General features: G+C 75.4%; 21 protein-coding genes. 12 read left to right on the plus strand and 9 right to left on the minus strand.

The window, feature by feature from the left end; translation table 11 throughout:
* The first annotated feature begins 90 nt into the window (after positions 1 to 90).
* Entirely contained in the window at positions 91 to 1,494 is a 1,404-nt protein-coding gene (locus AD017_RS03950; protein ID WP_168170500.1) for an MFS transporter, read from the plus strand.
* 335 nt (positions 1,495 to 1,829) lie between these two features.
* Here AD017_RS03950 and AD017_RS03955 read toward each other — a convergent pair whose 3' ends face one another.
* Positions 1,830 to 3,086 carry an alpha/beta fold hydrolase gene (locus AD017_RS03955; RefSeq protein WP_060572944.1) on the minus strand — a complete coding sequence of 419 codons (1,257 nt, stop codon included), beginning with the start codon at positions 3,084 to 3,086 and terminating at the stop codon, positions 1,830 to 1,832.
* A gap of 74 nt (positions 3,087 to 3,160) precedes the next feature.
* Positions 3,161 to 4,414: an MFS transporter gene (locus AD017_RS03960; protein ID WP_060572945.1), complete on the minus strand. Its 1,254-nt coding sequence runs from the start codon at positions 4,412 to 4,414 to the stop codon at positions 3,161 to 3,163.
* Positions 4,415 to 4,482: 68 nt separating this feature from the next.
* Between AD017_RS03960 and AD017_RS03965 the strand changes: the two genes are divergently transcribed.
* Positions 4,483 to 5,382, plus strand: a complete 900-nt coding sequence (locus AD017_RS03965; protein ID WP_060572947.1) for a LysR family transcriptional regulator — start codon at positions 4,483 to 4,485, stop codon at positions 5,380 to 5,382.
* An 82-nt stretch (positions 5,383 to 5,464) separates the two neighbouring features.
* Positions 5,465 to 6,226 (plus strand): helical backbone metal receptor, encoded by a 762-nt coding sequence (locus AD017_RS03970; RefSeq protein WP_082399046.1) that lies wholly within the window; start codon positions 5,465 to 5,467, stop codon positions 6,224 to 6,226.
* A gap of 395 nt (positions 6,227 to 6,621) precedes the next feature.
* On the opposite strand, the gene AD017_RS03975 is transcribed toward AD017_RS03970, so the two are convergent.
* The 5 genes from AD017_RS03975 to AD017_RS03995 all read right to left on the minus strand — a co-directional run bounded on the left by AD017_RS03975 (position 6,622) and on the right by AD017_RS03995 (position 11,399).
* Positions 6,622 to 7,893 carry a CdaR family transcriptional regulator gene (locus AD017_RS03975; RefSeq protein ID WP_145982653.1) on the minus strand — a complete coding sequence of 424 codons (1,272 nt, stop codon included), beginning with the start codon at positions 7,891 to 7,893 and terminating at the stop codon, positions 6,622 to 6,624.
* A 20-nt stretch (positions 7,894 to 7,913) separates the two neighbouring features.
* Positions 7,914 to 8,108 carry a ferredoxin gene (locus AD017_RS03980; protein ID WP_060572951.1) on the minus strand — a complete coding sequence of 65 codons (195 nt, stop codon included), beginning with the start codon at positions 8,106 to 8,108 and terminating at the stop codon, positions 7,914 to 7,916.
* A 1-nt stretch (position 8,109) separates the two neighbouring features.
* Positions 8,110 to 9,525 (minus strand): fatty acid desaturase, encoded by a 1,416-nt coding sequence (locus AD017_RS03985; protein WP_060572953.1) that lies wholly within the window; start codon positions 9,523 to 9,525, stop codon positions 8,110 to 8,112.
* A 174-nt stretch (positions 9,526 to 9,699) separates the two neighbouring features.
* Positions 9,700 to 10,473: an ABC transporter permease gene (locus tag AD017_RS03990; RefSeq protein WP_060572955.1), complete on the minus strand. Its 774-nt coding sequence runs from the start codon at positions 10,471 to 10,473 to the stop codon at positions 9,700 to 9,702.
* The gene (locus AD017_RS03995) at positions 10,470 to 11,399 is read right to left on the minus strand and encodes an ABC transporter ATP-binding protein (RefSeq protein WP_060572957.1); all 930 of its coding nucleotides are present in this window, start codon (positions 11,397 to 11,399) and stop codon (positions 10,470 to 10,472) included. The genes AD017_RS03990 and AD017_RS03995 overlap by 4 nt, the downstream gene beginning before the upstream one ends.
* Before the next feature lie 114 nt (positions 11,400 to 11,513).
* Here AD017_RS03995 and AD017_RS04000 point away from each other — a divergent pair, with 114 nt between their 5' ends.
* The 4 genes from AD017_RS04000 to AD017_RS04015 all read left to right on the plus strand — a co-directional run bounded on the left by AD017_RS04000 (position 11,514) and on the right by AD017_RS04015 (position 14,268).
* Entirely contained in the window at positions 11,514 to 12,638 is a 1,125-nt protein-coding gene (locus AD017_RS04000; RefSeq protein ID WP_060572959.1) for a sensor histidine kinase, read from the plus strand.
* Positions 12,635 to 13,303, plus strand: coding sequence for a response regulator transcription factor (locus AD017_RS04005; RefSeq protein WP_010224195.1), 669 nt, complete (start codon positions 12,635 to 12,637; stop codon positions 13,301 to 13,303). The genes AD017_RS04000 and AD017_RS04005 overlap by 4 nt, the downstream gene beginning before the upstream one ends.
* A 137-nt stretch (positions 13,304 to 13,440) precedes the next feature.
* Positions 13,441 to 13,644, plus strand: coding sequence for a hypothetical protein (locus AD017_RS04010; protein ID WP_010224193.1), 204 nt, complete (start codon positions 13,441 to 13,443; stop codon positions 13,642 to 13,644).
* 72 nt (positions 13,645 to 13,716) lie between these two features.
* A complete protein-coding gene (locus tag AD017_RS04015; protein WP_010224192.1) occupies positions 13,717 to 14,268 on the plus strand; it encodes a DUF1707 domain-containing protein in 552 nt (183 codons plus the stop codon).
* Here the strand turns inward: AD017_RS04015 and AD017_RS04020 are convergent, their stop codons facing one another.
* Positions 14,269 to 16,158 (minus strand): helix-turn-helix domain-containing protein, encoded by a 1,890-nt coding sequence (locus tag AD017_RS04020; RefSeq protein ID WP_060572961.1) that lies wholly within the window; start codon positions 16,156 to 16,158, stop codon positions 14,269 to 14,271.
* 38 nt (positions 16,159 to 16,196) lie between these two features.
* Positions 16,197 to 16,997 (minus strand): FadR/GntR family transcriptional regulator, encoded by an 801-nt coding sequence (locus tag AD017_RS04025; RefSeq protein WP_010235943.1) that lies wholly within the window; start codon positions 16,995 to 16,997, stop codon positions 16,197 to 16,199.
* 271 nt (positions 16,998 to 17,268) lie between these two features.
* Between AD017_RS04025 and AD017_RS04030 the strand changes: the two genes are divergently transcribed.
* Genes AD017_RS04030 through AD017_RS04050 form a run of 5 tightly spaced genes read left to right on the plus strand, consistent with a single transcriptional unit; the run spans position 17,269 to position 23,197 of the window.
* Positions 17,269 to 18,660: an MFS transporter gene (locus AD017_RS04030; protein ID WP_010235941.1), complete on the plus strand. Its 1,392-nt coding sequence runs from the start codon at positions 17,269 to 17,271 to the stop codon at positions 18,658 to 18,660.
* Positions 18,657 to 19,226, plus strand: a complete 570-nt coding sequence (locus AD017_RS04035) for a MaoC family dehydratase (RefSeq protein ID WP_060572963.1) — start codon at positions 18,657 to 18,659, stop codon at positions 19,224 to 19,226. Before AD017_RS04030 ends, AD017_RS04035 begins: the two co-directional genes overlap by 4 nt.
* A complete protein-coding gene (locus AD017_RS04040) occupies positions 19,223 to 20,428 on the plus strand; it encodes a CaiB/BaiF CoA-transferase family protein (RefSeq protein WP_010235937.1) in 1,206 nt (401 codons plus the stop codon). The genes AD017_RS04035 and AD017_RS04040 overlap by 4 nt, the downstream gene beginning before the upstream one ends.
* Before the next feature lies 1 nt (position 20,429).
* Positions 20,430 to 21,593, plus strand: a complete 1,164-nt coding sequence (locus AD017_RS04045) for an acyl-CoA dehydrogenase family protein (protein ID WP_060572964.1) — start codon at positions 20,430 to 20,432, stop codon at positions 21,591 to 21,593.
* Positions 21,590 to 23,197, plus strand: a complete 1,608-nt coding sequence (locus AD017_RS04050; protein WP_060572966.1) for an amidase — start codon at positions 21,590 to 21,592, stop codon at positions 23,195 to 23,197. The genes AD017_RS04045 and AD017_RS04050 overlap by 4 nt, the downstream gene beginning before the upstream one ends.
* The last annotated feature ends 29 nt before the right edge of the window (positions 23,198 to 23,226 follow it).

Genomic DNA, 23,226 nt, shown 5'->3' on the forward strand with positions numbered 1-23,226 from the left:
GGACCGGTCGTTGCGCCGTCGAACCGATTTGAGTTGTTTGACCCTAAGCAACTAATGTCGGAGGCACCGCTGCAGAAAGGTGCCCCGACCGTGTCCGAGACCCTGCACGTCGAGTCCGCACGCCGGGACCGGGACACCCCGCACCCCCGGCGGCACGTCGTGTTCGCCGTGGTCTCGGTCGCGCTGCTGATGTTCTCGCAGGACCAGACCGCGGTGGCGACCGCGCTGACCACCGTCAGCGGCGACCTCGGCGTCGACCTCGCCTGGACCGGCTGGATCGTCACCATCTACGCCGTCGGCCAGATCCTCGCCCTGCCGCTCGGCGGGCGGCTCGCCGACCGCTTCGGCAGCCGGCGCACCTTCCTCGTCTCCGTCGCCGCGTTCACCGTGCTCTCCGGCCTGTGCGCGGTCGCCGGGGCGATCGGCCCGCTGATCGGGCTGCGGTTCCTGCAGGGCGTCGCGGGCGGGGTGATGCTGCCGGCCGCGAACGGGATCGTCGCGCACCACTACGGTCGCGACCGCGACCGCGCGCTCGCCGCCTTCACCAGCGTGTTCCCGATCGGCGCGATCCTCGGCCCGCTGGTCGGCGGGCTGATCCTGACCACCTGGTCCTGGCACGCGATCTTCCTGGTGAACGCGCCCCTGGGGGTCGTCGTGGTCGGCGTCGCCGCACTGACCGTGCAGGACCCGCCGCGCCGCCGTCCGGACGCCGTCGACGTCCGCGGGATCGCACTGCTCCTGGTCACGCTCGTCGCCGCGATGGTGGCGATCACCGGGCTGTCCGGTCTCGGCCGGACACCCGCGGTGCTGCCGCTGACGCTGGCCGCGGCGCTCGCCGCCGTCGCCGGCGGGTACGCGTTCGCCCGGCACGCGCGGCGCCGGGAGGACGCTGTCGTGCCGTGGCGGCTCCTCGCCGGGCGCGGGCTCGGGATCATGAACGTCACCAACGTCCTCTTCGGAGCGGCGGTGATCGGCTTCTCGGCGCTGCTCCCGCTCTACGCGCAGACGCGCTACGGGCTCGCGCCGTTCGCCGCCGGCGCGCTGCTCACCGGGCGCGCGGCAGGGACGATCGCGTCGTCCGGAGTGTCGGTCGCGCTGCTCCGGCGCACCGGTCACCGGCCACTGCTGCTCGGCGGGATGGGCGTCATCGTGCTCGGGCTGCTGCTCAGCGCGGCACCGGCCGTGGGTGTCACACCCGAGGTCTGGCTGCTCGGCGCGGCGACGGTGCTCGGCATCGGCATGGGCCTGACCGGCCCGGCGGCGAACAACGCCGGCATGCACCTGGTCCCGGGCGACGTCACCGCGGTCGCCGGGCTCCGGATCATGTTCCGGCAGATCGGCGGGATCGCGGCGGTGGCCGCGACGACGGCGGCGATCGCCGCCTCCGCCACACCGGGCACGGCGGGGGCGATCGCGATCGTGGTGCTGGCCGGGCTGCTCGCGGCCGTCACACTGCTCGCGGCGCGCATCCCCAACCAGCGCGGCCGGTGGTGACCGTCCGGCCTAACGGCGGGTCCGGCTCCGGCGACGGCCGCGGTTCCAGCCTCCGATGATGCCGATGGCCTCGACGAACGACTCCGCAGCCTTGGAGAGCTTGCGACCGGCCTTCCGCATCGGGTTCCTCCTGGGGATGTGCAACTGCTGGGGGCGACGACCACGCTCCCAGACGGCGTTCCGCGAGCGCACGTGGGTTGCTGCTCCGGCAGGGTGACGGCGCGGACGAGGTTCCTTCCGGATCGGAAGCGTTGCCACCCGGAGCGCGGAGCGCTCCGCGGCGTGTCCGCGCGACGCGTACGCCGGTCGGCGCAGCGCCACACCGTCGTCCGGGGTCACACGTCCGATCGGGCGGCACACCGGCGGCCGGGGTCGATCCGGGTGTCGGCGCCGATCGCGGCCGTCAGCACCGGAGCCAGTGTCGCCTGCATGCCACGGCGCGGGATCGCCGCCAGCCGCCCGGCGAGCCGGGGCAGCGCGCGGTGCGCCCCGGCCTCGACGACGTGCGCGACGTTCAGCGCGGCGAGGGAGTGGGTGTCCGTGGCGCTGTGCCCCTGACCCGCGAGCGGGACCAGGACGCCGTCCGGGAGCTCGGCGACGACCTGCTCGGCGACCGGTCGCGGGGTGCGCAGGTCCCGCTCACCGGAGATCACCGCCACCGGCCAGCCGAAACCGCGGCGCGCGGCCGCGAGATCGTACGGCGCCGCGTGCCCGGTCCCGCCCGCCATGTCCCCGTAGGTGCGCTGGAGATCGAGCACCTCGCCGTCCGGCGGGACCCCGAAGCCCAGCTCGCCGATCCCGATCGGCCGGACCAGATCGCCGTCGAAGATCATCGGTTCCCTCCTGCCCGCCGACTCGCCCGCGCCCAGCCCGGCGATCCACGCCCAGGAACGGCGGGCGCCACCCCGGACGCGTGCGGCGAGCAGCCGTTCCAGCCGGGCCGGCCCGGCGAACTCGTGCACGGTCCGTACGACGGAGGTGAGGTCGCGCGGGTCCTCCCCCGCCGCGGCGAGGGCCGCCACGTGCCGCGCGCTCCGCGCCGTGCGGGGATCGGCGCCGTCCCGGTAGAGCCGGCGCAGGTGGGCACGCAGCACGGGCACCGAGCCCGGCCCCGTGCTCGGCGAGTCGAGCACCATCGCGGCGACCCGCTCCGGGTGCCGCGTCCCGAACACCTGGGCCAGGTAACTGCCGTAGGACGTGCCGAGGACGACCGCGCGGTCGACGCCGTTCGCGTCGAGGACCGCGGCGACGTCGTCGGCGGCGGCCGCGGTGGTGACGTCGCCGGTGGTGACGTCCTGCCCGGTGCCGTCGGTCCGGGAGAGCCCCACCCCGCGGTGCTCGACCATGATCACGTCGAGACCGCGGGCGACCGCCGCCTGCCGCAGCGCGTGGTACGGCAGCACACTCGCGAGCCCCGGGCCGCCCGGGAGGACGACGACCGGCGTCCGGTCCCCGCCCCGGGCACGGACCCAGGCCAGCGGGAGGACGCGACCGCCGTCGAGCGGCCGGTCCACCGTCCCGCCGTGCCGGGCCACCTGCTCACGTGCCGCCCGCTCCCGTACCTCGGCCGTCCGATCCCGTGTCCGTCCCACCCGTGCCTCCCCCTCGGCGCCGTTTCTTCCACCGTGGACGAACGGGACGCCGCGAGGGTTCCGGGGCGCCCGGGTCAGGCCGGTGCCGGGGTGCGCCGCAGGACCAGCGCGAGCGCGAGAGCACCGGCGAGCAGCACGCTGACGTAGCAGACCACGCCGGCCCAGCCGGCGTGGTCGTAGGCGATCCCGCCGACGGCCCCGCCCGCGCTCGAGCCCGCGTAGTAGCCGACCAGGTAGAGCGACGACGCCTGCGCCGGCACCGCGCCCGTCATCAGCGCGGAGCGGCGGCCCACCCAGCTACTCGCGACCGAGTGCGCACCGAAGAAGCCGACCGTCACCATCACCAGTCCGGCGAGGACGGTGACCAGGAGGTCCGCCCAGGTCACCCAGATCCCGGCCAGCGCGACGAGGGTCGCCACCCAGAGCACTGGACGGCGGCCGAACCGGTCGCCCAGCAGCCCGGCCCGGGTGGACGCCCAGCTGCCGGCGAGGTAGCCGAGGAAGACCAGGCCCACCAGCGTCGCGGGCAGCGAGAACGGCGGTGCGAGCAGCCGGAAGCCCAGGAAGTTGTAGACGGTCACGAAGGCACCCATGAGCAGGAACGCCATCCCGAACAGGCTGAGCAGACCCGGCTCGGTGAGGTGACGGCGCAGCGGGCCGCCGAGGTCGCGCAGCCTCGTCCGGGGCGGCGTGGGTGCCGTCGCGGGCGGCAGGAGCAGCCGGAACGCGATCGTGGCGGCGACCGACACCGCGCCGACCGCGGCGAGCCCGGCCCGCCAGCCGCCGAGGTCCGACACCCAGGTCGCGATCAGCCGTCCGGAGAGCCCGCCGAGCGTGTTGCCGGCTATGAGCAGGCCGACCGCACCGCCGAGGTGCTTCGCCGCGACCTCGTGCGTCAGGTGCGCCATCGACAGCGCCGGGAGCGCGGCGAGCGTGACGCCCTGCAGGCCGCGGATCGCCACCAGCGACTCGAAGGTCGGCGCGAACGGGGCGAGCAGCGCCAGCACGGCGGAGACCCCGAGCGCCCAGGTCATGACCCGGGCCCGGCCCCAGGACTCGGTGACGGCGGACAGCGGGAGGACGGCGAGCGCGAGCGTCCCGGTCGTCGCGGACAGGACGAGGCTGGCCGTCGAGGACCCGACGCCGAACTCCGCCGACAGCGTCGGCAGGAGGCCCTGCACGCTGTAGACCAGCACGAACGTCGCCACCCCTGACAGCCACAGCGCCGCGCCGAGGCGCAGGAAGCCCGGCGTCCCACGCTCGTGCGGGGGCGCGAGGCGGGTGCCGGTCCCGGTGTCTCCGGTGGTGGGACGTTCGGTCGTTGTCATCGCACACGACCGTAGGCGCGGGTGGTCGCATGCGTCCAATGCATGGTTTCACCGGATAAGATGCGGATGTGCATGAGTCGTTGGCGCCCGCGCTGCACCGGTTCGTCGCGGTCGCGCAGGACGGTCACCTGACGCGGGCGGCGGAGCGGATCGGCGTCCCGCAGCCCACGGTGTCGCGGGCGATCGCGCGGCTGGAGGACGAGCTCGGCGTCGCGCTGTTCCGCCGGGTCGGGCGCGGGCTCCGGCTCACCCCGGCCGGGCGGACGCTGCTGCCCCGTGCCGAGGCCGCGCTCGCCGAGCTGACCGCGGCCGCCGCGGAGCTCGCCGGTGACGCCGACCCCCGGACCGGGCGGGTCGCCTTCGGATTCCTCGGCACGCTCGGGACCGAGGTGGTGCCGCGGATCCTGCGCGGGTTCCGGGAGGCCCACCCGGGCGTCCGGATCGAGCTGGTGCAGAGCCGGCACGCCGTGCTGCTGGACCGGGTCCGGGAGGGCACCGTCGACCTGGCCCTGACCTCGCCGTTGCCCGACGAGCCCGGGCTCACCTCGACCGGCCTGGCCGAGGAGGAGCTGCGCCTGGTCGTGCCGGCCGGGCACCGCCTGTCGCGGCGGGTGGACGTCGATCTCGCCGAGGTCGCCGACGAGCCGTTCCTGCTGTTCGCGCGCGGTTACGGCCTGCACGGCACCGTGGAGGCGTGGTGCGAGGAAGCGGGCTTCCGGCCGCGCCGGGCCTTCGAGGGCGGCGAGACCGCGACGCTGCGGGGGCTCGCCGGTGCCGGTCTCGGCGTCGCGTTGCTGCCCCGCGGCCCGGACGCACCGGGGGTCGTCCAGCTCCCGGTCCGGTCACCGCGCACGGTCCGCACGCTCGGGATGGTGCACGCCGCGGGCGACCGGCCGACCGCGCCCGTGCGCGACCTGCGCGCCTTCGTCGCCGAGCACGGGCCGGGTCTGCTCGCGCACGGCGACTGAGGACGCGGCGGGACCCCGCGCGGACGTTCGGAGGGCCCGGCGGGCCGGACGGTGCCCGGCCCGCCGGGTTACGGTCGTCGGCGTGAACCCGGTGATCGACGACGAGGGCCGCGAGCCGGCCGTCCCCGCCGAGGTGCGCCGGGTGGTGTCCCTGGTGCCGTCGCTGACCGAGGCCGTCGAGGCGACCGCGCCCGGCCTCGTCGTCGGGGCGACCGACTGGTGCACCCACCCGGCCGGCCTCGCCGCCGAGCGGGTGCGGGGCACCAAGAACCCGGACGTCGAGAAGATCGTCGCCCTCGCCCCCGACCTCGTCCTCGCCAACCAGGAGGAGAACCGCCTCCCGGACCTCGACGCGCTGCGCGACGCGGGCCTGCCGGTGTACGTCACCGACATCCGCGACGTCGACGGCGGGCTCGCCTCCCTCGGCCGGATGCTCGCCGCCTGCCGGCTCGCCGAGCCGGACTGGCTGCGCGAGGCACGGGAGCTGTGGGCCGCGATCGAGCCCGCGTCGCCGCGGCGCCGCGCCGTCGTCCCGATCTGGCGGAAGCCGTGGATGGCGGTCGGCTCGGACACCTTCACCGGCGCCGTCCTGGACCGGCTCGGGATCGGCAACGTCCTCGACGACTCCCCCGAGCGCTACCCGCGGTTCGACCCGGCCACGCTGCCCGAGCACGACCTGGTGGTCCTGCCCGACGAGCCGTACCTGTTCACCGCCGACGACGGCCCCGAGTCCTTCGACGCCCCGTCCGTGCTGGTCAGCGGACGCCTGCTGACCTGGTACGGGCCGAGCCTGGTCGAGGCGGCCCGGGAGCTGCCCGCGGCGTTCGGGCTCGCGGCTGCCTGAGCCGGTCGCGGACGACGTGTCGCTGCCTCACCGGGGTGGTCCTTCTGCAGAATCGCTGCGTCAGGAAGCGATCTGACGGACACGGACCACCCGGCCCGGCTCGGCCCGCCGTCCACGGGTACGTCCTTCTACGGAATCGCTTCCTCAGGAAGCGACTCTCCGGAGGCCGACCCGGTCGACCCTCCCCTGCCCTGCCCTTCGAGGTCGCCCCTCCACCGAATCGCTTCCTGAGGAAGCGATTCTCCGGAATATAGGTCCGGCCGGTTCGGCAGGTCCGGCAGGTTCGGCAGGTCCGGCAGGTTCGGCAGGTCCGGCAGGTCCGGCAGGTCCGGCAGGTTCGGCAGGTCCGGCAGGCACCGCGTTCCGCGGAACGCGGCGGGTCCGGCCCGGCCGGTTCACCCGTGCAGGACCGCGGATCCCAGGACCCGGCAGGCCAGCAGGGCGACCTCGACGTCGACGCGCCCCTCGGCCAGCGGCCGTCCCAGCACCTCCTCGGCGCGGCGCACCCGGTACTGCACGGAGTTCCGGTGCAGGTGCAGCTCGGCGGCCGCGGCGGCGAGGCTGTTCCCGCCGCGCAGGTAGGCGTCGACGGTGTCGCGGAGGCGTTCGTGCTGCTCGTCGTCGGCGGCGAGGCCGCCCAGGGTCTCGCGGACCCAGGCTCCGAGCAGGTCGGCATCGGCGCCGAGGAGCAGCAGCGGGCCGAGGTCCGCGGGGGTGGTCACCGGCCGGCGGGCGTCGGGGGCCGCGGCCGTCACGACCGACTGCACCTGCCGGGCCCGGCGGTGCGAGCGGCGGAACCCGTCGAGGTCGCGGTCGGGGGTGCCGAGCGCGACGAGCACCCCCTCCGGCGCGGGCACGGCAGACGCACCGGCACTGGAGCCCGGGTCCGCGCAGGCGCCGGAGTTCGTGCCCGGGCCGGAGCCGGAGCCGGACGAGGCGTACCAGGCCCAGAGGGTCTCGCCGTCCGGTGCGACGACCAGCGGCGGCCGTAGGCACCCGAGCGCCTCGCCGACCGCGCCGACCGCCCGTTCCAGGGACCGGCCCGGATCGGTGGTGCCCGGCGCGGACCAGAACACGGCCGCGAGGTGGTCGCCGACGACCGGGTGCCCCAGTGCCGCCTCCACGTCGGCGACGGAGCCGCCCCGGCCGGCGAGGACGGCGTCGACCATGGCGAGCCGGGCCGCGTCGCGGCGGCGCACCCAGCCGTCCCGCTCGGCCTGGTGGACGGCGACCATCTCCTCCGAGACCCGGTCGACGTAGCCGAACGCCACGGCCGTCAGCTCCCGGACGGCAGTGGCGACCTCGCCGTCGGGCAGCCCGGAACCGGCGATCCGTCCGATCAGGACCTGCTGGAACGCGGCCTGCCCGAGCCGGTAGGCGCGCAGCAGCACGGTGACGGGGACGCCCTGCTGGGCGAGCCGGCGGGCCAGGCCGGACGCGGACGGCGGGATCGGCGCGTCGTCCGCGTCGCCGCCGCCGGTCAGGACGGCCAGGGCACCGTCGAGCGAGCCCTCGATCGTCCCGACCAGCAGCTCACGCACGCGCGGGTCGCGGCCCAGCTCCGGCAGGCCCGCGTCGATCTCGGTGAGGACGTGCGCGCCGAGCGGGCCCAGGTCGTCCCGCGCCGCCCGGGCGAGCCGGGCGAGGAGGTCGGTGACCGGGGGCACGTGCGGCACCGTAGCGCCGCTCAGGTGTCGTCGAGGCGCAGGGCCCGGGCCGGGCAGGCCCGGACGGCGGCGCCGACGTGCTCCCGGTCGGCCTCCGGCGGGTGCTCGTCGTGGACGACCACGACGTCGTCGTCCCCGATCGCGAAGTAGTCGTCGGCCATGGCCTCGCACATGCCGAAGCCCTCGCAGCCGGCGGTGTCGGCGACGATCCGCATCTCAGACCCCCTCGGCGTCGAGGGCGACGAAGTCGACCTTCTCGCGGACGCCGCAGTCCGGGCAGGTCCAGTCGTCGGGGATCTCCGACCAGGCGGTGCCCGCCGGGAAGCCCTCGGACTCGTGCCCGGCCGCGACCTCGTAGGTGTACCCGCACCCGGGGCAGCGGGCGGCGGTGACGCCGTCGGCCTGCGCGCGGCGCGCGGTGTCGGCCCGGTCGTCCTCCACGGTCCCCTCCACCGGCGGCGGGTACGTGGCCAGCAGCCGCTCCCGCTTCGCGGGCTGGAGGTTCGCCAGCCGCAGGTCGCCGTCGTAGTGGGCGATCACCAGCGGGTCCATCAGCCGCCGGAACACCGGCGGCACGAGCGCGGCCAGCATCATCCCGGTGTAGCCGGTCGGCAGGACCGGGGCCTCGGGGAAGTCGCGCAGCGTCTGGAAGCGCCGGGTCGGGTTCGCGTGGTGGTCGGAGTGCCGCTGCAGGTGGTAGAGCAGCACGTTCGTGGCGATGTTGTTCGAGTTCCACGAGTGCGCCGGGGTGACCCGCTCGAAGCGGCGACGGTCCGGCGGGCCCACCCGCTGCCGCAGCATCCCGTAGTGCTCCATGTAGTTGACCAGCTCGAGCAGGGTGAACCCGACGACGGCCTGCACCAGCAGGTACGGCAGCACGACCCAGCCGAACAGCGCGACCAGCGCACCCCACAGGACGAGCGTCATCAGCCAGGCATTGAGCACGTCGTTCCCGATCCGGTACGGGTGCCGGTCGCGGCGGGCGAAGCGCTTGCGCTCCAGCCGCCACGCGCTGGTCAGCGACCCGACCACGGTGCGCGGCCAGAACCGGTAGAAGCTCTCGCCCATCCGGGCCGACGCCGGGTCCTCCGGGGTGGAGACGCGGACGTGGTGGCCGCGGTTGTGCTCGACGTAGAAGTGGCCGTAGAAGCTCGGCGCGAGGGCGATCTTCGCCGCCCAGCGCTCGACGTCCTCGCGCTTGTGCCCGAGCTCGTGCGCGGTGTTGATCGCGACCCCGGCGACGGTGCCGAGGGTGACGGCCAGGCCGATGTCCCCGGCGAGCGGCGCCCCGGCGTCGGCGATGTACCACATCCCGGCGAACAGGCCCGCGTACTGCAGCGGCAGGTAGGCGTAGGTGACCCAGCGGTAGTAGCGGTCCTCCTCGAGCGCCTCCATCACCTCGTCCGGCGGGTTCGTCGGGTCGTGCCCGGCGAACAGGTCGATCGCCGGGACGATCAGCAGGACGACGACCGGGCCCAGCCACAGCACGGCGGACAGGTCGGTGAGCAGGTGCAGCCCGATCGCCAGGAACGGCAGGATCGGGACGACCAGGCCCAGCAGCCAGGCGTGGCGCTTGCCGTCGTGCCAGGTGTCCTCGCCGTTCACCGGTTCGGACAGTGCGTAGGTCTTCACGGCCGGTCTCCCTCGCGTCGGCTCTGACGGGATGTGCCGTGGAACGGTAGGGAGATCGCGGCCGGGATCCGACGGCGCCGGGAACGAAGATCCCCCGCGCTGTCGTGCCGGGAGCACAGGAGCCCGGCCGTCCCCCTCGTGACGGCCGGGCCCCGGTGCGGCTCAACCCCGGGCTCACTGCCAGCGGAACCAGCGGACCGCGCCCAGCCCCGCGACGACGGCCGTCGCCACCATGCCGAGCACCGGCGCGAGCTCCGGTGGCACCCCGCGCCAGGCCGCGCCGAGCACCTGGACGGTCGCCCCGAACGGAAGCACGCGCCCGATGTCGGCGAGCGGCCCCGGCAGCGCCGAGGGGTCGCCGAACATGCCGCCGAGCACGCCGGTGCCGAGGAACAGCACGAGACCGGCGGCGATCGCCGAGTTGACCGTCGGGGCGATCGCCGCGACCAGCGCACCGACCGCGAAGAACGCCGCCGCGGCGAGCAGCAGACCACCGGCCGCCACCCACGGCGACGACGGCATCCCCGCCCCGAACCCGGCGACCGCCACCATCACGGCGACACCGACCCCGGCCAGTGCCTGCACGACCCCGACGACCCCCTGCGCGACGAGCACGGGGACGGCGCCGGCGGGCGTGACGCCGAGCCGGCGCAGGACCCCGGTGCGGCGGTAGGTCGCGAGGAAGCTCGGCAGGTTCACGATCCCGACCAGGCCGATCACCGTGGCGGCCGCGATCGGGAGCCCGACCACCTCCAGCACCGTACGGCCGCCCAGCTCCTGCGGCGGGACGTCCGGCGCGGTGAACCCGATCATGGCGAGGATCAGCAGCGGCAGTCCGAACGGGACGATCAGTCCCGCGGTGTCCCGGGCGACCATGCGTGCCTCCGCCCCGACGAGTGCGACCCACCCGGCGGCCGGGAGCCCCGGCCGGCGCGTCCCGGCGGTCATGCCGCGACCTCCGTCCCGGCAGCAGGCAGCGACCGTCCGGTCAGCTCCAGGAACGCGTCGTCGAGGGTGGGCCGGTCCTCCCGCAGCCCGGTCGCGACGACCCCCTGCCGCACCAGCTCGGCACCGATCGTGCCGAGCAGGTCCCCGTCGCCGTGCACGACGACCTCCTCCCCCACCCGGGTCAGCTCCCGCACCCCGGGCAGCGCGTGCAGCGCGGGCCGGTCGAACCCGCCGACCGTCCGGAACCGGACGCGCGCGGCGAGCCCGGCCGCGGCGACCAGGCCGGCCGGCGGCGCGTCGGCGACGACCCGGCCGCCGTCGAGCAGCAGCACCCGGTCGCAGAGCCGCTCCAGCTCGTCGGTGCGGTGGCTGACCAGCAGCACCGTCACGCCGTCGGCCGCCAGCTCCGCGACCAGGTCGAGCACGCCCTCCCGGGATCGCGGGTCCAGCCCGGTCGTGAGCTCGTCGAGGATCACCACCCGCGGCGCCCCGACGAGGGCGAGCGCCACCGACAGCCGTTGCTGCTGCCCGCCGGAGAGCCGGTCGAACCGGATGCCGGCCTGCTCCTCCAGCCCGACCGCGGCGATCAGCCGGGCGGGGTCGGCGCCGTCGCGGTGCAGCGCCCGGTGCATCCGGACCAGCTCGGTCACGGTGAGCATGTCGTGCAGCGCGGCCTGCTGCAGCTGCACGCCGAGCACCGCCCGGACCGCACGCCGGTCACGCCACGGGTCGAGCCCCAGCACCCGGACGCTGCCGCGGTCCGGCCGCCGCAGGCCGGCGACGCACTCGACCGTCGTCGTCTTCCCCGCCCCGTTCGGACCCAGCACCCCGACCACGGAACCGGCGGGCACGCGGAAGCCGACCTCGTCGACCGCGACCCGGGCCCCGTAGCGTTTGTGCAGGTCGTGCACCTCGATCGCATCCATGGTGGAGGAGCCTGCCGCCGGGCGGGGGCTCGCCGTGAGTGCCGGACGTCGTGACCGCGGCCCATGACTTCCGGCACTGCGCCGCCGGTCACCGGCGCCCCTAGTCTGTCCGATATGCGCAGAGTCGACCCGAACGCCGTGGCCGGGGTGATCATGACCGTGCTCTGCGCCGTGCTCGCCGTCCCCGTCGCGCTGGAGCAGCTCGCCGACGACGGCGCCCGCACCGCGGGACCGCCGTGGCTCTGGTGGTCGGTCTACGCCGTCTTCTTCGCCGCGCTCGTGTTCGGGGGCTGGCTCGACGAGGTCGTCGGACCGCTCGTGACCCGGTACCTGCTCGCCGTGATGGTGGCCGCCGCCGCGGTGCTGGTGCTGCTCGCGCCGGGCTTCGGGTGGGTGCCGATCCTGCTGGTGTTCACGGCCGCGCTGTCGGTCTACCACGCTCCCCGGCGGGTCACCGGGGCGATCGTGCTGTTCAACGTCGGTGTCGTCGTCGGCGCCGGGCTTCTGGCCGGCACGCGGATCGCGGGCTCCCTCACCGCGGGTGTGATCTACCTGATGCTGCAGAGCGCGTCGGTGCTGCTGATCGTCGCCCTGCACCGCGAGGAGGCGTCCCGGCGGCGGCTCGCCGAGGCGCACGCCGAGCTGGCCGCGACCGGCGCCGCGCTCGCCGAGACCAGCCGCGTGCAGGAACGCCTGCGGATCGCCCGCGAGCTGCACGACCTCGTCGGGCACCAGCTCACCGCGCTGGCCCTGGAGCTGGAGGTCGCCACGCACCGCACCGACAACGCCGAGCACGTCGACCGTGCGCGGGGCATCGCGCGCGACCTGCTCGCCGACGTCCGGTCCACCGTCGGCGAGCTGCGCCGCCGCGCCCCCGACCTGGCCACCACGCTGCAGCGGATCGCCGCACAGCTGCCCAGCCCGGCCGTGCACGTGCGGATCGGCGACGACGTCACCGCCGACGAGGAGCGGACCATCGCGGTCGTCCGGTGCGTGCAGGAGATCCTCACCAACGCGATCCGGCACGCCGACGCGGGCAACGTCTGGATCGACGTCGAGGCCGCGCCGGACGGCGGGCTGCGCCTGCACGCCCGCGACGACGGCCGCGGCGCCGCCCCCGATCTCGTCCCCGGCAACGGCCTGCGCGGCCTCGCCGAGCGGGCCGCGGCACTCGGCGGGACCGTCGACTTCGGACCGGCCCGGCCGGGCGGGTTCGCGGTGACGGCGGTGCTGCCGTGACGGTGCGGGTGTGCCTGGTCGACGACCAGACCCTTGTCCGGCACGGCATCCGCAGCCTGCTCGGTCTCGCGGACGACGTGGAGGTCGTCGCCGAGGCGGGCGACGGGGCCGAGGGCGTGGCGATGGTCGTCGAGCACCGGCCGGACGTCGTGCTGCTGGACCTGCGGATGCCCCGCCACGACGGCATGTGGGCACTCGGCGAGCTCCGCGCCCGCGGCCTCGACGTCCCCGTCCTGGTGCTCACCACGTTCGACGACGACGAGCTCGTCCTGCAGGCCCTCCGCGCCGGGGCGCGGGGCTACCTGCTCAAGGACGTCACCCTGGAGCAGCTGGTCGGCGCGGTCCGCACGCTCGCCGCGGGCGGCACCCTGATCAGCCCGGCGATCACCGAGCGGCTGCTGCGCGCGGTGCACGGCGTGCCCGCCCCGCCCGACGACGGCGCTCCGCTGCAGGAGCTGTCCGGGCGGGAGCTGGAGGTGCTGAGGCTGCTGGCCGCCGGGTACGCGAACCGGGAGATCGCGCAGGTGCTCGTCCTCGCCGAGGGGACCGTCAAGAACCACGTCTCGAACGTGCTGCTCAAGCTGGGTACCCGCGACCGGACCCGGGCGGTGCTCCGGGCGTTGCACCACGGACTGCTCGATCCGGCCCCCGGCCGCCGGGATTAGAACTCCGGCACACGGGGTACGCCCCACACGGAAGGGTGACATCACGAGGAGGTCGGCATGGGAGACAACGGGTTGCGGCACACGGTGGAGGGGTTCGTGTGCGCCTGTGACCTGCTCCCCGGCGCCGGGGCCGGCCGGTGACGCCGGACCTGGCCCGTGCCGCCGACGCGGTGACCCGGCTGGTCGAGGAACTCGGCCCGGGCACCTGCCACGACGCGGTCGCGACGGCCGTCCGGCAGGCCTGTGAGGACCTGCGCGGCAGTCCGGTGGGTGCCCTGCCCGAGCTGGTCGAGCGTCTGGCCCGGGTGCGGCTGTCGGCGCCGGTGCCCGTCGACGCCTGACGTGCGCGACCCCGGGGACGTCTCCGGGGGAACCCCGGTGTCCCGGAGCGGACCGCCGAGCATGATCGGGGCATGACGTCCTCCGAGGGTCCGATCGCCCCGCGCGACCTGCGCGTCTCGCACGACGAGCGCGAGCACGTGACCGCACTGCTGGCCCGTCACCACACCGAGGGCAGGTTGACCGCCGACGAGTTCGCGGAGCGGTCCGCGCGGGCGTCGGCCGCGGTGACCCGGGCGGACCTGAACGGCACGGTCGCCGACCTGCCCGGCGCGCTGGACGCCGTCCCCACCCGCGAGGTGCTGGAGCTGACGAACACCGCGGGCGACCTGCGCCGCGGCGGCGAGTGGCTGGTGCCGCCGCGGATCGTCGTGCGGTCGTGGTTCGGCAACGCCCGGCTCGACATGCGCCGGGCCCGGTTCGTCACCGGCGAGGTCGTGATCGAGTGCGACCTGACCTTCGGCAACCTGGAGCTGCGGCTGCCGCCGGAGGCGACCGTCGACGTCGAGGACGTGAGCACCTCGGTCGGCTCGGTCCTCGACCGGCGCGGGGCCGCGGCCGAGCGCGGGGTCCCGCACGTGATCGTCCGTGGCGGCACGCTCATCGGGAACGTCCGGGTCCGGTAGCTACTGCCGGCCCGACGCGCCCAGCCGGTGCAGGCGCAGCGCGAGCTGCACCTCCAGCGACCGCTCCGGGTCCTGCCAGCCGGGCCCGAGCAGCGTGCCGATCCGCTCCAGGCGCTGCGCGACCGTGTTGACGTGGACGTGCAGCCGGGCGGCGGCGCGGGTCGGGCTGGCGCCGGTGGCGTAGTACGCCTCCAGGGTGTGCAGGAGGTCGCTGCCGCGGCGCTCGTCGTGCTCCGCGACCGGGCCGAGGATCCCGTCGACGTACCCGGCGACGTCCGGCCGGTCCCCCAGCAGCAGCCCGGCGAAACCGAGGTCGGCCGCGGCCGCGGACTCGCCGGCGCGGTCCAGCGCCAGCAACGCCTCCGCCGCGCGCCGCGCCTCCCCGAGCGCGGCGTCGGCCCCGTCGGCGGGCCGGAACGGGCCGGCCGCCCCGACGGTGACGCCGGCGTCCGGGTCCTGCTCGGACGACGGCCGGGCCAGCCGGGCGCCGGCCGCGGCCGGGTCGTCGCCGGGCAGCAGGACGACGAGCGCGCCCTCCCGCTCTGCGACCAGGCCGGAGCGCCCGCCCAGCGTCGCCGCCTCGCGGGCCAGCGCGCGTCGCCGCGCCGGGTGGGAGCGGCACACCAGCAGCAGGTGCGGCCGGTGGACCGACACCCCGAGGGCGGCGAGCCGGGCCAGCGTCGCCGGGCGCGGCGGGCCCGCGGCGCCGAGCAGCTCGGCGAGGCCGTCGGCGCGGTCGAGCCGGTCGGCCTCGTCGGCGCGCTGGGTGAACAGGAGCACCAGCGCCGTCACCATCGCCGCCCGCTCCACGGTGCGGACCTGTGCCGGCGACAGCTCCGCCGGTCCGGGCCCGCGCCCGCCACCGATCCCGCCCAGCAGCAGGGTGCCCAGCCGCTGGCCACCCGCGACGACCGCGACCACCCGGGCCCCGCCCGCGCACGGCACGGTGACGGGCCTGCCCGCACCGTCACCGCCCCGTTCGTCGTCGGCGCGGCGCAGGGCGGCGGCGACGTCGAGGTCCGGCGGGACCGGCCCGTACCGGGCGGCGGGCGTCCCGTCGAGGTCCACGACGGTGACCCAACCACCGAGCAACCTGCCCAGCGCCTCGGCGATGTCCCCGACGTCACCGCCCTCCAGCACGACGCCGGCGAACCGGTCGTGCGCGTCGGCGGCCTCCGCGATCGCCGCGTGCGCCCCCCGCAGCGCCTCCAGGGTCGCCGCGGTGTCGGCGAGCCGGCGGGTCTGCACCAGCGAGACGGCGGCGAGCGCGGCGAGCGAGCCGAGCAGCGCCACGTCGTCGGGGGTGAAGGGGCGGGCCGAGCGGTTGGCGGCGAACAGCACGCCGACGAACTCGTCGTCGACCAGCAGCGGGGTGCCGCAGATCGCGACGATCCCCTCCTCCCCCACCGCGGTGTCGATCGCCTCGGTGTGCCGGTAGCGGTCGTCGCCGGCGTAGCGGCCGGTCCAGTGCGGGGTGCGGCTGGCCGCGACCAGCCCGCCGAGGCCGGCACCGAGCGGGAGGCGCAGCGTCTGGAACCGGCGGGACACCGAGCCCGAGGTGACCCGCATGTAGGTGTCGCCGTGCTCGGCGTCGTAGAGGGTCAGGTAGGCGACGTCGGTGCCCAGCAGGGCCCGCGCCCGCCGGACGATGGTGTCCAGTACCGATCCGGTGTCGGACTCCGAGGCCAGGTCCCGCGCGATCCCGACGAGTGCGGCGAGCTCCGACTCGCGGCGGCGGCCGGCGTCCATCGCGGCCAGGACCCGCAGGGCCAGCGCCCCGGCCTCCGGCTCGGAGGCGAGCTCGGCGGCGGCGCGCTCCAGCTCGTCGGCGGAGGCGTCACCGTCGGCCCGCTCGGCGAGCAGCCGGAGCAGGTCGAGGACGGTGCGCACGCCGCCATCCTGCCGTGCGCGCGCCGGGCCGGGCCGGTTCAGCCGGACTTCCAGGCCCCGGGGCGGGCGTAGAGCTCGCGCAGGTCGAGCAGGTGGTTCCGCATCGCCTCCTCCGCCTCGGCCGCCTCGCCCCGGGCGATGTGCTCGGTGATCTCGGCGTGGCAGGCGTCGACCTCGGCCCACCGCTCCGCCGCGACCGCGCCGCGGTCCAGCCGGGTGCGCAGGACGTCGCCGACCGGCTGGCCCATCATCGTGAGCATCAGGTTCCCGGTGGCCATGAGCACCGTGGTGTGGAAGTCCATGTGCTCGACGAAGCCACTCGGGTCGCGCGGGTCGCGCGGTGCCGCAGCGGCGGTGCGCAACGCCTCGACGGTCTCCGGGGCGGCCCGCTGGGCGGCGAGCCGGGCGGCAGCCGGCTCCAGCAGGAGCCGGGCCTCGAGGAGGTCGGCCATGCCCAGGCGCGGGGTCGCGACCAGCACCCCGAGCGCGCCGCCGACGTCCTCGACGAGCCGGGCCGGGTCGGGGGCGGCGACGAAGGACCCACCCTGCACGCCCCGCCGGGTGTCGATCAGGTGCTGGCTGGCCAGCACCCGCAGCGCCTCGCGGACCGTGGACCGGCTGACACCGAACATGCCGGTCAGCTCGCTCTCCGCGGGCAGCCGGGCGCCGGGTGCGAGCGAGCCGCGCATGATCTGCGTGCGCAGCTCGTCGGCGACCTGGCGGTAGGCCGGGCGGACCCGCTGGACCTGCAGCCGCGCCGTCGGCGGCCGGGCCGCGGAGGGCGACGACCCACCGGCGGGCGCGGCCGCACGGCCCGGCTGCTCCGGGGTCGGGCTCATGGGTCACGCTCCGCGGATCGGGCTCACCGGCGCGGCGGGCGCCGCGCCGGAGGGACGAGCGTACCGACCCGGCGCCGGTCGCACCGGACCTCCGGGTGAAAACATCCGACCGATCGACGGCGACCCCTGTCCAGGTCCCCGCAGGCCGCCAAGCAACCCTTGCGACCCTAAGTGTCTGACGTTTACGGTCCGAGGGTGCCCGCCGGGGCGCCCTCCGCAGCGGTGCGGAGCCCGGCGACCGCGCGACGACGCGCGCCGAGGGGAGTTCACGATGACCACCGGCCCACCCGACACGCACGGCCCGGCCCGCACGGAGCACGGCCCGCCGGATCCCGCGGCGCGGCTCGACCGGATCCCCGTCATCACCCCGAGCCACCGGCGGTGGGTGGGACTGCTCGGCTTCCTGTTCGTGTTCGACCTGGTCGACCTCAACTCCTTCGCCTACGCCGCGCCGGCCCTGCGCACCGAGTGGGGGCTGTCCGTCGGCGGCGTCGGGGTGATCACCTCCGCCGGGTTCGTCGGGATGTTCGTCGGCGCGATCGTCGGCGGGCGGCTCTCGGACCGCTTCGGACGGCGTCCGGTGCTGATCGGCGCGGTCTTCTTCTACTCGCTGTTCTCGCTGCTCAGCGCGTTCGCACCGGGGCCGTGGTCGCTCGGCGTGCTGCGGGTGCTGACCGGGTTCGGGCTCCAGGCCATGACGGGCGTGCTGCTGGTCTGGGTGAGCGAGATGTTCCCGCGGGCGCTGCGCGGCCGGTACCAGGCGCTGCTGCTCGCGATCGGCCTGGCCGGGGTCCCGATCGCGGCCTGGGTGGCCCGGCTGGTGGTGCCGCTCGGGCCCGGTGCCTGGCGGTGGATCTTCGTCGTCGGCGCGCTCGGCGCGGTCGGCGGCCTGGTCGCCCTGCGCGTGCTGCCGGAGTCGATCCGCTGGCGCTCGGCCCACGGCCGGCCGGTCGACGACCGCGAGGAGGCCCTGATCGCCCGCATCGAGCGGGAGGCCCGTGAACGCACCGGCGCCGATCTCCCGGAACCGGTCGTCGAACCGCCGGTCGCCCGCGGCAGCGTGACCGAGCTGCTGCGTGGGGCGATGCTGCGCCGCACCGTCGTCGCGTCGGGGGCGTGCGTCTTCCTGATCCTCTCGTTCTACGGCTTCAGCTCGTGGGTGCCGACCCTGCTCGTCGAGCGCGGCTACACCACCGCGGAGAGCCTGACCTTCGCCTCGGTGCTCGCGATCGCCGCGGTCCCCGGCGCGCTGCTGGCGATGCCGGTGATCGACCGCTTCGAACGGCGCTCGGTGATCCTGGTGCTGCAGGTCGCGGTGGCCGCCCTGCTGATCGGGTTCGGCCTGTCCGACGACCCGGTCGCCATCGTGGTGTGCGGGTTCGGCGCGGCGATGCTCATGCAGACCGGCGTGGCGACGCTCTACACCTACATCGCCGAGGTGTTCCCGCTGCACCTGCGCGGCCTCGGCTCCGGCATCGCCAACGGCTCGGGCCGCCTCGCGGGCGTCGCGGGCGGCCTGCTCGTCGCCTCGATCTACTCCGGCGCCGGCCTCGCCGCCGTCTACGTCTACCTGGCGGTGGCGGCCCTGCTCCTCGGCCTGGTGATGGTCCTGTTCGGCGAGCGCACGACCAACCGGCGACTCGAGGACATCGAGCGCACATGACCGGAACGCACGACACGCACCACCGCACGGACGGAGGAGACGCACAGGTGACGATCAAGCAGGGGTGGCAGGGCCGGTACTACGAGGACTTCGAGGTCGGCGACGTCTACCAGCACCCGCTCGGCCGCACGATCAGCGAGACGGACAACACCTGGTTCACGCTGCTCACGATGAACACCAACCAGGCGCACTTCAACGCGCAGGTCGGTGAGTCCTCGGAGTTCGGGCGGATGCTGGTGGTCTCGCCGCTGACGATCGCGATGGGTCAGTCGGTCACCGACACCTCGCAGAACGCGTTCGCCAACCTCGGGGTGGACGGGCTGCGGCTGACCGCGCCGGTGTTCGTCGGCGACACGATCTGGTCCGAGTCGATCGTGCTGGAGAAGCGGGAGTCCGGGTCGCGGCCGGGGGCGGGCATCGTGAAGGTCCGTACCCGCACGCTCAACCAGGACGCCGTCGAGGTGCTGACCTTCACCCGCGCCTTCTACGTGCACAAGGCGGACGCCGACCGGGCCGCGTCCCTGTTCCCGCAGGCCGCCACGCCGCTCACGCTGGAGGACTCGTGAGACCGCTGGAGGACGTCCGGATCATCTCCCTGGAGCAGTACGGCGCCGGCCCGTTCGGGTCGATGCACCTCGCCGAGCTCGGCGCGGAGATCATCAAGATCGAGGACCCGGCCGCGGGCGGCGACGTCGGCCGGACCATCCCGCCCTACACCGCCGGCGCGGACTCGCTGTTCTTCCAGTCGTTCAACCGGGACAAGTCCTCGATCACCCTCGACGTCCGCACGGCGGAGGGGCGGGCGGTGTTCCACGACCTCGTCCGGACCGCCGACGCCGTGTACTCGAACCTGCGCGGCGACGTCCCGGCGAAGCTGGGCATCCGCTACGACGACCTCAAGGAGGTCAACCCGCGGATCGTCTGCTGCTCGCTGACCGGGTTCGGGATGACCGGCCCCCGCTCGGAGGAGCCCGGCTACGACTACGTGCTGCAGGCCCTCGGCGGCTGGATGTCGCTGACCGGCGAGCCGGGCGGGGCGCCGCAGAAGACCGGCCCGTCGCTCGTCGACTACTGCGGCGGTTACGTGGCGGCGATCTCGCTGCTGGGCGCGATCCACGGCGCACGGCGCGACGGCGTCGGCACCGACTGCGACCTGTCGCTCTACGACACCGCGGTCAGCCTCCTCACCTATCCGGCGACCTGGCACATGACCGCCGGGTACTCCCCGGCCCGCACCCGGCACTCGGCGCACCCGTCGCTGGTGCCGTTCCAGGCGTTCGAGGCCTCCGACGGCTGGCTGGTCGTGGGCTGCGCGAAGGAGAAGTTCTGGCAGCGGCTCACCGTCGTGCTGGAGCGTCCCGACCTGGCGGCCGACCCGCGGTTCGCGACGTTCGCCGACCGGGCCGAGCACCGCGACGAGCTGGTGCCCGAGCTGGAGCGGCTGTTCCGCACCCGCACCGTCGCCGACTGGCTGGCCCCGATGTACGCGGCGTCGATCCCGTGCGCCCCGGTCCGCGACGTCGCCGGCGCGCTGACCGACCCGCACACCCTCGAGCGGGACCTGATCGCCGAGACCGACCACGACGCGTTCGGCCGGATCCGGAGCCTGCGCAGCCCCGTCCGCGTCGGACCGCCCGGCGACGACCGCGCCCCGACGAGGCCGGCCCCCGCGATGGGCGCCGACACCGACCGGGTCCTGCGCGAACTCGGCTACGACGACACCACGATCACCACGCTCCGCGAGTCCGGCGCGCTGGGGAAGGACTGAGATGGACTTCCGGTTCACCGACGAGCAGCGCCTGTTCCGGGACACGCTGCGCAGCTTCGTCGACAAGGAGATCGTGCCGGTGGCGCGGGAGTGGGAGCACTCCGGCCGCTACCCGACCGAGATCGTCGAGGGGATGAAGCAGCTCGGGCTGTTCGGGCTCGCCGTCCCCGAGGAGCACGGCGGCCTGGGCGCCGACACCGTCTCGTTCGGGCTCGCGTTCGAGGAGATCTCCCGGGGCTGGATGGGCATCGCCGGGATCCTGGGCAGCCACTCGGTGTCCTGCTTCATGCTTGCCCGGCACGGCACCGAGGAGCAGAAGCAGCGCTACCTGCCCGACCTCGCGAGCGGCGCCCGGCGCACCGGGATCGCGCTCACCGAGCCCGGCGCGGGCACCGACCTGCAGGGCATCCGCACCACAGCGCGCCGCGACGGGGACGACTACGTCGTCAACGGCACCAAGATGTGGATCACCAACGCGCGGCACGCCGATCCGCTGCCGGTGCTGGTCAAGACCGACCCGTCGGCGGAGCCCGCGCACAAGGGCATGAGCATCCTGCTGGTCGAGGCGGACTCCCCCGGGTTCGAGGTCACCGCCGACATCGGCAAGCTCGGCTACAAGGGCACCGAGTCCTGCGAGGTCGTGCTCACCGACGTCCGGGTCCCCGCCTCCCAGCTGCTCGGCGGCGTCGAGGGCCGCGGGCTGCAGCAGGCACTGTCGTCGCTGGAGACCGGCCGGATCAACATCGCGGCGCGCAGTGTCGGGATCGCCCAGCGCGCCTACGACGAGGCCCTGAACTACGCCCGCGAGCGCACCGCGTTCGGCCGCCCGATCGGCGAGTTCCAGGCCGTCGAGCAGCGGCTGGCCCAGATCGCGGTGCGGCTGCAGGCCGCCCGCCTGATGACCTACTGGGCGGCGTCCCGGATGGACGACGGCGTCCGGATGGACACCGAGTCCGGCATGGCCAAGATCTTCGCCTCCGAGCAGGCGCTGGAGTGCGCGATCGACTCGATGCGCATCCACGGCGGCTACGGCTACTCCACCGAGTTCGAGATCGAGCGGCTCTACCGCGACGCCCCGCTGATGTCGATCGGCGAGGGCACCAACGACGTGCTGCGCGGTGTCGTCGCGAAGGCGCTGCTGTCCGGGAAGGCGACCGTGCGGTGACCTCGGCCGACGACCTCGGGGTACTCGGGGCGCTCGCCGCGCGGCTGGGCTACGCGCTGGAGCCGGACCAGGTCGCCGCGATGGGCGAGGCGGTGGCCGGCACCGAGCCGGTCGCCGCCGCACTGCGGGAGATCCCGGTCCCGGCGGTGGCGGCGGACCCGGCCGCCGGTGACGCCTGGCTGCTCCCGCCGCCCGCCGGCGCCGGTGCGCCACCCGCGGACGACCCGCTGGCGGCCGCGCTGCGGGAGGCGTGGTCCGGCCGGGTGCCGGAGTCGCTCGACCGCCTCGAACGCCTGCACGCCGAGCTGAACTGCACGATCCGGGTGCTGCGCGAGCGCGCGCTCGCCCACCGCGAGCCCGCGGGCGGACCGCGCCCCCTGGAGGGCGTGCCCTTCGCGGTCAAGGACGTCATCGACGTCGCCGGGGTCCCGACGACGGCCGCCTCCCGCACCCGCGCCGGCGCCGCCCCCGCGGCGGAGTCGGCGACGGTCGTCGCCCGGCTGGAGGCGGCCGGGGCGGTCCCGGTGTCGAAGGACGCGACGACCGAGTTCGCCGTCGGTGGGCCGCACCCGCCGCTCACCGGGGCCTGCCGCAACCCGTGGGACCCCGAACGCTGGGCGGGCGGCTCGTCGACCGGCACCGCGGCCGCGGTCGCCGCCGGGGTGGTGCCGTTCGGCCTGGGCACCGACGTCGGCGGCTCGGTCCGGCTGCCCGCCGCCTGGTGCGGGCTCACCGGGCTCAAGCCCACCGCGGGGGCGATCCCGCGGACCGGGTCGGTGCCGCTGTCCTGGACCACCGAGACCATCGGCCCGCTGGCCCGCGACGCCCGCACCGCCGGGCTCGTCCTCGGTCTGCTCCGGGGCCCGGACGGGCGGGACCCCCGGGTCCCGGAGCTCCCACCCCTCCCCCCGACGGGCGTCCCGGCCGACCTGCGCGGCCTGCGGGTCGCGCGGCCCGGCGGCTACCTCACCGAGCTGTGCGACTCCGCGGTCCGCGCGGGCGTGGACCACCTCGTCGACGTGCTCACCGACGCCGGCGCGGAGATCGTGCCCGGGGAGATCCCGTCCGCGCACCGGGCACTGCCGATCGGCTACCAGCTCGTGTTCACCGAGGCCGCCGCGGTGCACCGGTCCGACGCCGGCGACTGGGACGGCTACGACCCGGTGACGGTGCGCCGGATCAGCCAGGGCATCACCACCCCGGCCGCGGACTACCTGCGGGCGCTGCACTTCCGGGCCGAGCTGCAGCGCGAGCTCGACGCGGTGTTCGCCGGGGCCGACCTGATCGTCGTCCCGACGACCCCGGCGACCGCGCCGCGGCTGCCGGACTGCACCGTCGTCGTCGACGGCGAGCGCTACCCGCTCTACGCGGCGCAGTCGCGCGCCACGATGCTCGGCAACCTCACCGGCGCACCCGGCCTGGCGCTGCCCACCGGGCTCGCCCCGGACGGCTGCCCGGTCTCCGCGCTCCTGATCGCCCGCCCGCACGACGAGATCACCGCGCTGCGCGTCGCGGCGCTGTTCCAGGACCGCACCGACCACCACCGCCGCCGGCCGCCGATCGCGGACCGGATCGGCGGGCCCTTCCCATCCGAATACGTCTGACCTAACCTCGCCCTCGATCCGGAGGTCAC

The sequence above is a fragment of the Pseudonocardia sp. EC080619-01 genome (assembly GCF_001420995.1).
Taxonomy (GTDB): Bacteria; Actinomycetota; Actinomycetes; order Mycobacteriales; family Pseudonocardiaceae; genus Pseudonocardia.

What these genes read in the sequence shown, in the direction of transcription:
- AD017_RS03960 (WP_060572945.1), bottom strand. Translation starts at nt 4,414, where the DNA reads ATGACAACGACCGAACGTCCCACCACCGGAGACACCGGGACCGGCACC.
- AD017_RS03980 (WP_060572951.1), bottom strand. Translation starts at nt 8,108, where the DNA reads ATGCGGATCGTCGCCGACACCGCCGGCTGCGAGGGCTTCGGCATGTGC.
- AD017_RS03990 (WP_060572955.1), bottom strand. Translation starts at nt 10,473, where the DNA reads ATGACCGCCGGGACGCGCCGGCCGGGGCTCCCGGCCGCCGGGTGGGTC.
- AD017_RS03995 (WP_060572957.1), bottom strand. Translation starts at nt 11,399, where the DNA reads ATGGATGCGATCGAGGTGCACGACCTGCACAAACGCTACGGGGCCCGG.
- AD017_RS04000 (WP_060572959.1), top strand. Translation starts at nt 11,514, where the DNA reads ATGCGCAGAGTCGACCCGAACGCCGTGGCCGGGGTGATCATGACCGTG.
- AD017_RS04015 (WP_010224192.1), top strand. Translation starts at nt 13,717, where the DNA reads ATGACGTCCTCCGAGGGTCCGATCGCCCCGCGCGACCTGCGCGTCTCG.
- AD017_RS04025 (WP_010235943.1), bottom strand. Translation starts at nt 16,997, where the DNA reads ATGAGCCCGACCCCGGAGCAGCCGGGCCGTGCGGCCGCGCCCGCCGGT.
- AD017_RS04030 (WP_010235941.1), top strand. Translation starts at nt 17,269, where the DNA reads ATGACCACCGGCCCACCCGACACGCACGGCCCGGCCCGCACGGAGCAC.
- AD017_RS04035 (WP_060572963.1), top strand. Translation starts at nt 18,657, where the DNA reads ATGACCGGAACGCACGACACGCACCACCGCACGGACGGAGGAGACGCA.
- AD017_RS04045 (WP_060572964.1), top strand. Translation starts at nt 20,430, where the DNA reads ATGGACTTCCGGTTCACCGACGAGCAGCGCCTGTTCCGGGACACGCTG.